Annotated in this window: 8 protein-coding genes; 3 read left to right on the top strand and 5 right to left on the bottom strand. The window is 69.2% G+C overall.

The features are described 5' to 3' along the window. Positions 1-111: hypothetical protein (locus A5753_RS24895; protein WP_231990085.1), on the top strand; the 111-nt coding region annotated here is incomplete at its 5' end. Between the two features lie 74 nt (positions 112-185). Then, on the top strand, positions 186-1,343 hold the full coding sequence (locus A5753_RS15325; protein ID WP_067129544.1) for an alpha-hydroxy-acid oxidizing protein: 1,158 nt from the start codon (positions 186-188) through the stop codon (positions 1,341-1,343). Here A5753_RS15325 and A5753_RS15320 read toward each other — a convergent pair. From A5753_RS15320 to A5753_RS15300, 5 genes are all read right to left on the bottom strand, one after another. Beyond that, positions 1,334-2,917 carry a DNA polymerase Y family protein gene (locus A5753_RS15320; RefSeq protein WP_197694702.1) on the bottom strand — a complete coding sequence of 528 codons (1,584 nt, stop codon included), beginning with the start codon at positions 2,915-2,917 and terminating at the stop codon, positions 1,334-1,336. The two genes, A5753_RS15325 and A5753_RS15320, sit on opposite strands and share 10 nt — an antisense overlap. A gap of 4 nt (positions 2,918-2,921) precedes the next feature. Further along, the gene (locus A5753_RS15315) at positions 2,922-3,605 is read right to left on the bottom strand and encodes a hypothetical protein (RefSeq protein ID WP_067129533.1); all 684 of its coding nucleotides are present in this window, start codon (positions 3,603-3,605) and stop codon (positions 2,922-2,924) included. A gap of 148 nt (positions 3,606-3,753) precedes the next feature. Then, positions 3,754-5,349, bottom strand: a complete 1,596-nt coding sequence (guaA, locus tag A5753_RS15310) for a glutamine-hydrolyzing GMP synthase (protein ID WP_067129531.1) — start codon at positions 5,347-5,349, stop codon at positions 3,754-3,756. A gap of 5 nt (positions 5,350-5,354) precedes the next feature. Further along, positions 5,355-5,654: a hypothetical protein gene (locus A5753_RS15305; protein ID WP_067129529.1), complete on the bottom strand. Its 300-nt coding sequence runs from the start codon at positions 5,652-5,654 to the stop codon at positions 5,355-5,357. A gap of 42 nt (positions 5,655-5,696) precedes the next feature. Beyond that, complete coding sequence (locus A5753_RS15300) at positions 5,697-6,338, bottom strand: helix-turn-helix domain-containing protein (protein ID WP_067129578.1); 642 nt, start codon at positions 6,336-6,338, stop codon at positions 5,697-5,699. A gap of 80 nt (positions 6,339-6,418) precedes the next feature. On the opposite strand from A5753_RS15300, the gene A5753_RS15295 reads away from it, so the two are divergent. Beyond that, the gene (locus A5753_RS15295) at positions 6,419-7,972 is read left to right on the top strand and encodes an MFS transporter (protein ID WP_067129527.1); all 1,554 of its coding nucleotides are present in this window, start codon (positions 6,419-6,421) and stop codon (positions 7,970-7,972) included. Positions 7,973-7,977 lie beyond the last annotated feature (5 nt).

Below are 7,977 nucleotides of genomic sequence, written 5' to 3'. Positions count from 1 at the left end.
GACCTCGACGTCGTGGCCGGCAAACCACGGCCGGGCAACTACGAGTACGCGATCAACAACTCGTTCGGGTTCGGCGGACACAACGTGGCCATCGCCTTCGGGCGCTACTGACCCGAAGGCCCGTCCGCGCCGGGCTGATCCTCGAGCGCTCGTTTGGTGATCCAAGCACGGGGAAGTCGGCGACTATGGCCTTCGCCGATTATCAAAAAGAGCTCTACGACCAGTCACTGCACGGAAATCAGCCGCAGTACCCGATCAAGTTCGAGGACCTGGAGGCAAAGGCCGCCGCGGCGATGACGCCGAAAGTGCTGCAATACGTCGCGGGCGGCGCCGGTGACGAGCACACCCAACGCGCCAACTGTGCGGCCTTCAAGCGCTGGGGTCTGTATCCGCGGATGGGGATCGCCCCAGAGGAACGCGACATGTCGGTCGAGTTGTTCGGCATGAGGTTTCCGTCTCCGATCTTCATGGCGCCCATCGGCGTGATCGGGGTGTGCGACCAGAACGGCCACGGGGACATACTCTGCGCGCGGGCCTCGGTCCGCACCGGCGTCCCGTTCTTCGTCGGCACGCTTACCTCCGACCCGATGGAAGATATTGCCGCCGAGCTGGGCGATACGCCGGCGTTTTTCCAGCTGTACACGCCGCCGGATCGCAAGATGGGCGCCAGCCTGGTGCACCGCGCCGAGGCGGCCGGCTTCAAAAGCATCGCCGTCACTCTGGACACCTGGGTCACGGGCTGGCGGCCTCGCGACCTGAGCGGGGGGAACTACCCGCAGGTGCCCAGTGGATGCCTGGCCAACTACACCAGCGATCCGGTTTTTCGCGCCGACCTGAGCCCAGGCGAAGACGCCACCGAGGCGGCGGTGCGCAAGTTGCCGATCTTCGGCGGCCCGTTCCGGTGGGAGGACCTGGAGTGGCTGCGGGCGGAAACCGACCTGCCCCTGATGGTCAAGGGCATCTGCCACCCCGACGATGTTCGCCGCGCCAAAGACATTGGCGTGGACGGCATTTACTGCTCCAACCACGGCGGGCGGCAGGCCAACGGTGGGCTGCCCTGCTTGGATTGTCTGCCCGAAGTGCTCGAGGCCGCCGATGGGATGCCGGTACTTTTCGACTCGGGTGTGCGCAGCGGGGCCGACATCATCAAGGCGCTCGCGCTGGGGGCGACGGCCGTCGGGATCGGCCGGCCCTACGCCTACGGTCTGGCGCTCGGCGGCGTCGACGGCATCGTGCACGTGCTGCGCTCGCTGCTGGCCGAAGCGGACCTGATCATGGCCGTCGACGGATACCCGTCGCTGAAGGACCTGACACCCGAGGCGCTGCGGCCCACCTATTCGTAACTCCCCTCCACATACCAGCGTCGCTGGCGATAGCACAGCAGCAGCGCACGCTCGCTCTCCAGCAACACCTGGGCGCGGGCGGTGCGACCCTTACTCAATTCGGGGTCCCACCATCGCTCGTCGACCGGCCAGGGCCCGGACCACCAGTACAGCCGTTCGTCGCGGCCATGGGCGATCATGCGCGCGGGGTCGGCGGAGAACAGCCCCCGGATGGTCACTCGTATCGGGTTTCCTTGGGCGTCAAGCAGTTCCACCGGGTCATCCAGCAGGACCGCCGGTGACGGCTCGGGCAGCCGGCCGGGCCACGGCGGATCGGGATCGGCCCGCGGCACCGGCTCGTCGCCGAGCGGGATCAGCGTGATGCGCTCGGCCGGGCCGCGCCCGCCGGACAGCACCGGCACTCGCACCGCCTCCGGGCCGAGCAGACCCTGCACCCGCACCAGCGCCCGGCGAGCCCGCAGCCTGTCCTCCTCGCCCAGGCCGCCCCAGAGCGGCAACTGCAGCGCCTCGGCGGATACCACCTCCACCGCCTTGAGCCGCAACAGCGTCACCGCAGCGGTGGGACGGGGATTGCGCGTGGTGCGGCTGCTCAACCATCCGTCGAGCTGCCAGCGCACCCGGTCGGCGGTGGCGTCCTCGGTCAACGGCTCAGCGCACCGCCACACCCGCTGCAGTTCTTCGCCGTTGGCGGTGACGGCGTGGATGGCCAGCCGGGTGCATCCCACGCCCGCGGCCATCAGCGTCTGATGCAGCCTGCCGGCCAGTGAGCGCCCGGCGAACGCCGCGGCATCCACCCGGTCGATCGGTGGGTCACAGTCCAGCACGGCCTCGAGTTCGGCCGGCGGCTCCCTGCCGGAGGGGGGCCGGTCGGGTTCGCCGCGGGCCAACCGGTGCGCGGTTACCCCGTCGGCGCCGAACCGGGAAGCCACGTCGCTGCGCGACAGCGCGGCGAACTGCCCGATGGTGCGAATCCCCATCCGCCACAACAGGTCCGTCAGCTCTTCGCGGCCGGCGCCGGACAGGCTCGGCTCGGTGGCAAGTTGGCGGATGGACAGCACCGACAAGAATTTCGCGTCACCCCCCGGCTCGACGACACGACCCGCCCGCGCCGCGAAGACCGCGGTGGACAACTGGTCGGCGACCCCGGCCTGACACTCGGCGCCGGCCGCGGCCACCGCGTCGATCAGCCGTTCGGCGGCGGTGGCTTCGGACCCGAAATAGCGGGCCGCCCCGCGCACCGGCAACACCAGGAGGCCGGGCCGCAGCACCTCGGCGCGGGGCACCAGGTCGTCCACCGCCGCTATCACCGCTTCGAAAAAGCGGGCGTCGCGGTCCGCGTCGGCGGCGGTGACGTGCAGTTGCGGGCATCGGGCGGCCGCCTCCCGGCGCCGCAGGCCCCGCCGCACCCCCGCCGCGCGGGCCGCCGACGAGCAGGCGATCACCCGGTTGGCCAGCGTGACCGCGATCGGGGCGGTCGCGGACAGACCCGCGGCCGCCGCCGCCGCGACCGCGGGCCAATCCATGCACCAGATCACCAAAACCCTTGAACCAGAAGGGCCAGAAAGACCGGCCATGGGTTTACCCGGCTCGCGCTGGGGTCATCACCCGTCGTCCCGCGCACGTCCCGCTGACCTGCAGCCGCACCCCGCCGATCCGGCCGAATCCGGGACGGCCGTCTGCGGTGATCTCATAACCACAGACCCGGGCGGCAAGGCGCGTCGGTGCCCCCTGCCAATCGCCGCCGGTGACCAACAGGGTGCAGCCCTTGTTCCGGGCGCGGGCCACCACCGCCCGCGCCCGGGTGGGCGGTACCCGGCGCCCACCCAGCCCCAGGACCACGAGATCCATGCCGTCGGTGAGCACCGCGGCCACCTCCACCGGATCGGTGCCGGGATCCGGTATCACCGCGAGCCGGCTCAGATCCGCCCCCATCTCCGCGGCGGCCAACAGCCCGATGTCCGGCTGGCCGACGATTGCGGCGTTGCCACCGGCCGCCGTGACGGCGGCCACCATGCTCAACAGCAGCGACCGGGCACCCGAGAGCACCGCGACCGTCCCCCGCGGCACCGGCACCGGCAGCAGTTCGGCCAGCCACGGCGGCAGAGCCAGCTGGGATTCCGAGTTCGGCAGCAGGTCCTCGGCGGGCGCGGCGGCGGCAGGCGCGGCCTTCCTCCCGGAGATGCTCGCCATCCGCCGGCGAAGCGATTCCAGCTGCTCAGCCCGGGTTTCCCGATGGGGATTGGAGGCAAAAGCCGCGGTCATGACCCAGCCTCCTCGATCGGCGTTCGAAAGTATGTTCGAAGTAAACACTCGCCCTCCGACACCCGTCAAGCAACGTGAGGGACAGCGTTATGCGATCGATACTGATGGGGCTGATGGTGCTGTTTTGGTGAAAATTTCCGGCCGAGGGTCACTCCCATTCGATGGTGCCGGGCGGTTTGCTGGTGATGTCCAGCACCACGCGGTTGACCTCGGCCACCTCGTTGGTGATGCGGGTCGAGATGCGCTCCAGCACCTCGTAGGGAACCCGGGTCCAGTCGGCGGTCATGGCGTCCTCACTGGACACCGGGCGCAGCACGATCGGGTGCCCGTAGGTCCGGCCGTCGCCCTGCACACCGACCGATCGGACGTCGCCCAGCAGCACCACCGGGCACTGCCAGATCAGGGTGTCCAGGCCCGCCGCGGTCAGCTCCTCGCGCGCGATCGAATCCGCACGCCGCAGGGTGTCCAACCGCAACGCGGTGACCTCGCCGACGATCCGGATTCCCAGGCCGGGACCCGGGAACGGTTGGCGCGCAACGATTTCCTCCGGCAGGCCCAGTTCGCGCCCGACGGCGCGGACCTCGTCCTTGAACAACAGCCGCAGCGGCTCGACGAGCTTGAACTTCAGATCGCCGGGCAGACCGCCGACATTGTGGTGGCTTTTGATGTTCGCGGTGCCGCTGCCGCCACCGGACTCCACCACGTCCGGATACAGCGTGCCCTGCACCAGGAACTCAACGTCGGAATCCCCGTGTGCGCCGCTGTCTTGCACGATGTCTCGCACCGCGCCCTCGAAGGCGCGGATGAACTGGCGGCCGATGATCTTGCGCTTGCCTTCGGGATTGGTCACTCCCGCGAGCGCATCCAGGAAGGTGTCGGCCGCATCGACGGTGACCAGTTTGGCGCCGGTGGCGGCGACGAAATCGCGCTGCACCTGCGCGCGCTCGCCGGCGCGCAACAGCCCGTGGTCGACGAAGACACACGTCAGCCGGTCACCGATGGCGCGCTGCACCAGCGCCGCGGCGACCGCGGAATCCACCCCACCAGACAGCCCGCAGATCGCGTGGCCGTCCCCGATCTGGGCACGCACCTGCTCGATCAACGCCTCGGCGATGTTGGCGGCCGTCCACTGAGCGCCGAGCCCGGCGAAGTCGTGCAGGAATCGGCTGAGCACCTGCTGCCCGTGCGGGCTGTGCATCACTTCCGGGTGGTACTGCACCCCGGCCAGCTGCCGCGCCCGGTTCTCGAAGCCAGCGACCGCAGCGCCGGGGCTGCTGGCCACCACCTCGAACCCGTCCGGCGCGGCCGTGACCGCGTCGCCGTGGCTCATCCATACCGGTTGCGAACTCGGTAGCCCCGAATGCAGTTCGCCACCAAGGACTTTAAGCTCGGTGCGACCGTATTCGCTGGTGCCGGTGCGGGCCACGGTCCCACCCAGCGCCTGCGCCATCGCCTGAAACCCGTAGCAGATGCCGAACACTGGCACCCCGAGATCGAACAGGGCCGGATCGATTTGGGGCGCGCCGTCGGCGTAGACACTGGACGGGCCGCCGGAGAGCACCAGCGCCAGCGGGTCGCGGGCCTTGATGTCGTCGACCGTGGCGGTGTGTGGAATGACCTCTGAGAACACCCGCGCCTCGCGGACGCGCCGCGCGATCAACTGCGCATACTGCGCGCCGAAGTCCACGACGAGCACCGGTCGAGCCGGCGATCCGGACGCGGCTGGATCAGCGGGTTCGGCCATGGCAATCAGCTTAGCGGCGATGCGACCGAGGTCCTGGTGTGGTTCAGCTGGGAGGTTCCGGTCACAGGGACCAGATCGAATTCGACCGACATGGTGGGCAGGTGGGGCGCTGCAGCCAGCACAAGCGTCGCGGTGCCTCTGCCGAGGTCGCGCGGCACAGCGCGGTTTTGGCGCCGCCGATGCGGTGACGGGCCAGCCGGAACCTCGTGCCCACTGAAGCCGTTGCTCACCGCCGCGTGTTCGACGGCGTCCCACGCCTCGTACCGCTCGGTGATGCCGGCGACGGTGGTGATCAGGTCCCACACCTTGTCGGGCGGCGTCGCGATGCGTATCGACTCGGACAGCGTTTACAGCGAAAACACGCGACGCATTATGTCGATGGCCTCCGGGTCGCCTTTGAACTCGATGCGCCGCAGCGCCGCCTTGCGCTTACCCTCGCTCGCCCCCAGCCGGGCGGTGACCAGGTCGGCCGCGGTGGCGGTGAGGGTCACCGCAGGTTCGCCGCGTGCGGCACCGAGCCCGCCCTGCGTCACGGCGAACTCGAAACGACGGCCGTCGATCTCGGCGCGATACGTCGCCTCCACGCCTGCCGCGTTAGCGGCGTTGCCACCCAGCAGTATTCCCGCGAGGAACCCGTTCAGCGGCGACACCGGGCCGTCCTCGACGGGGTCCAGCCGGTCCAGCCCGAACCACGCAATGCTGTGCAGGATCGGCAGTACCCGCTGCCAGCCCATGTCGCTGAGCGTGTACACGGTGCGACCGATCGGGGCGGGCAGGTCGGCACGGTCGACGAGCCCGGCCTCTTGTAATTCCTTGAGCCGCTCGGCGAGCAGATTTGTCGCGATACCGGGCAGCGCGTCGCGCAGGTCGCCGTAGCGGCGGGCGCCGCCGACCAGCTCGCGCAGGATCAGCAACGTCCACCGCTCACCGAGGACGTCGAGTCCGCGGGCGATCGGACAGTTCTGGTTGTAGTTCCTGCGGGGCGGCACCACGCCAGCCTACCAGCGTTTAGACATCTTTTTCAACTATTTACTTGATTTATTTGTCTAATAGCTTTAGCGTCGTGTCCATGCGCACCGCCCCGATACTTCCGGTTTTTCGGAATCACCCCGTCGCTGCCCTCGCCGTCATCTGCCTCGGTGTCTTCGTCATCAGCGTCGACGCCACCATCGTCAACGTCGCGCTGCCCACCCTGTCACGCGAACTCGGCGCCGACACCGCACAGCTGCAATGGATCGTCGACGCCTACACCCTGGTCATGTCCGGCCTGCTGCTCTCGGTGGGCAGCCTGTCCGACCGCTATGGCCGGCGGGGCTGGCTCAACTCTGGGCTGGCGCTGTTCGCCGTCACCTCCGCCGTTGCGGCGCAGGTGAATTCGGCTGACGCGTTGATCGCGGCGCGCGCCGCGATGGGCATCGGAGCGGCGGTGATCTTCCCAACCACTCTCGGGCTGATCACCAACATCTTCACCGACCCGGCGCCGCGCGCCAAGGCGATCGGGCTGTGGGCGGCCATGGTCGGCGTTGGCGTGGCCGTGGGGCCGATCAGCGGCGGCTGGCTGCTCGAGCACTTCTGGTGGGGCTCGATCTTCATGGTCAACATCCCGATCGCCGCGGTGGCCATCGTCGGCGGCGTCCTGTTCGTTCCGACCTCGCGTGACCCGGCGGCGCCCCGCGTCGACGTGCCCGGGTTGCTGCTCTCCGCAGCCGGGATCACGACGCTGGTCTACACGGTCATCGAGGCACCCAGCTGGGGATGGACCAACGGCCGAACCGTGGCCGGATTCGCCGCATCCGCATTCGTTCTCGTCGGGTTTGCGCTGTGGGAGCGGCGCAGCACCCACCCCATGCTGGACGTCACCGTGTTCTTGAACCGCCGGTTCTCCGGCGGCAGCCTGGCCGTGACGGCCGGCTTCCTGACGCTCTTCGGCTTCATCTTCGTCATCACCCAGTACTTCCAATTCATCAAGGACTACACCGCCTTTCAGAGCGGCGTGCGGTTGCTGCCGGTTGCCGCCTCGATCGCGCTGGCCAGCATCCTTGGACCGCGGCTCGTCGAACGGATCGGCACCACAGCCGTCGTCTGCGCGGGCCTCGCCATATTCGCCGGCGGGCTGGCGTGGGCATCCACGGCCGACGCGGCGACGCCCTACAACCAGATCGCACTGCAGATGCTCCTGCTCGGCGGCGGTCTCGGCCTGACCTTTTCACCGGCCACCGAGGCGATCATGGGATCGCTGTCCGCCGACAAGGCCGGGGTCGGCTCCGCCGTCAACGACACGACGCGCGAGCTCGGCGGCACCCTCGGCGTTGCCATCGCGGGCAGCATCTTCGCCTCGGTGTACTCCGGCCGCCTGGGCACCTCGGCGTTGACAGGATTGCCCGCCGATGCCATGCATCACTCAATGGCGGTGGCCCACACGGTGATCCAGCAGCTACCGGCGCCACAGGCCGGCGCCGTCCGCGACGTCGTCAACCGCGCGTTCCTGGACGGGATGCAGGCCAGCTCGTTGGTATGCGCGGGCATCGCGCTGGGCGCGGCGATCGTCGTCGGCTGGCTGCTGCCGGCGCGGACCCACCAATCGACACCGTCCGCCAAGGCCTCGGCGCTGGCCGAGGCCTAAAGAAG

Source organism: Mycobacterium sp. 852002-51971_SCH5477799-a (assembly GCF_001667145.1).
Taxonomy (GTDB): domain Bacteria; phylum Actinomycetota; class Actinomycetes; order Mycobacteriales; family Mycobacteriaceae; genus Mycobacterium.
The sequence above is the reverse complement of the archived record's forward strand: the minus strand, read 5'-3'. Positions and strand labels throughout refer to the sequence as shown.

Excerpts from the sequence above, each read along its gene's own strand:
- A5753_RS15325 (WP_067129544.1), top strand. The coding sequence starts at position 186 with ATGGCCTTCGCCGATTATCAAAAAGAGCTCTACGACCAGTCACTGCAC.
- A5753_RS15320 (WP_197694702.1), bottom strand. The coding sequence starts at position 2,917 with ATGGCCGGTCTTTCTGGCCCTTCTGGTTCAAGGGTTTTGGTGATCTGG.
- A5753_RS15315 (WP_067129533.1), bottom strand. The coding sequence starts at position 3,605 with ATGACCGCGGCTTTTGCCTCCAATCCCCATCGGGAAACCCGGGCTGAG.
- guaA (WP_067129531.1), bottom strand. The coding sequence starts at position 5,349 with ATGGCCGAACCCGCTGATCCAGCCGCGTCCGGATCGCCGGCTCGACCG.
- A5753_RS15295 (WP_067129527.1), top strand. The coding sequence starts at position 6,419 with ATGCGCACCGCCCCGATACTTCCGGTTTTTCGGAATCACCCCGTCGCT.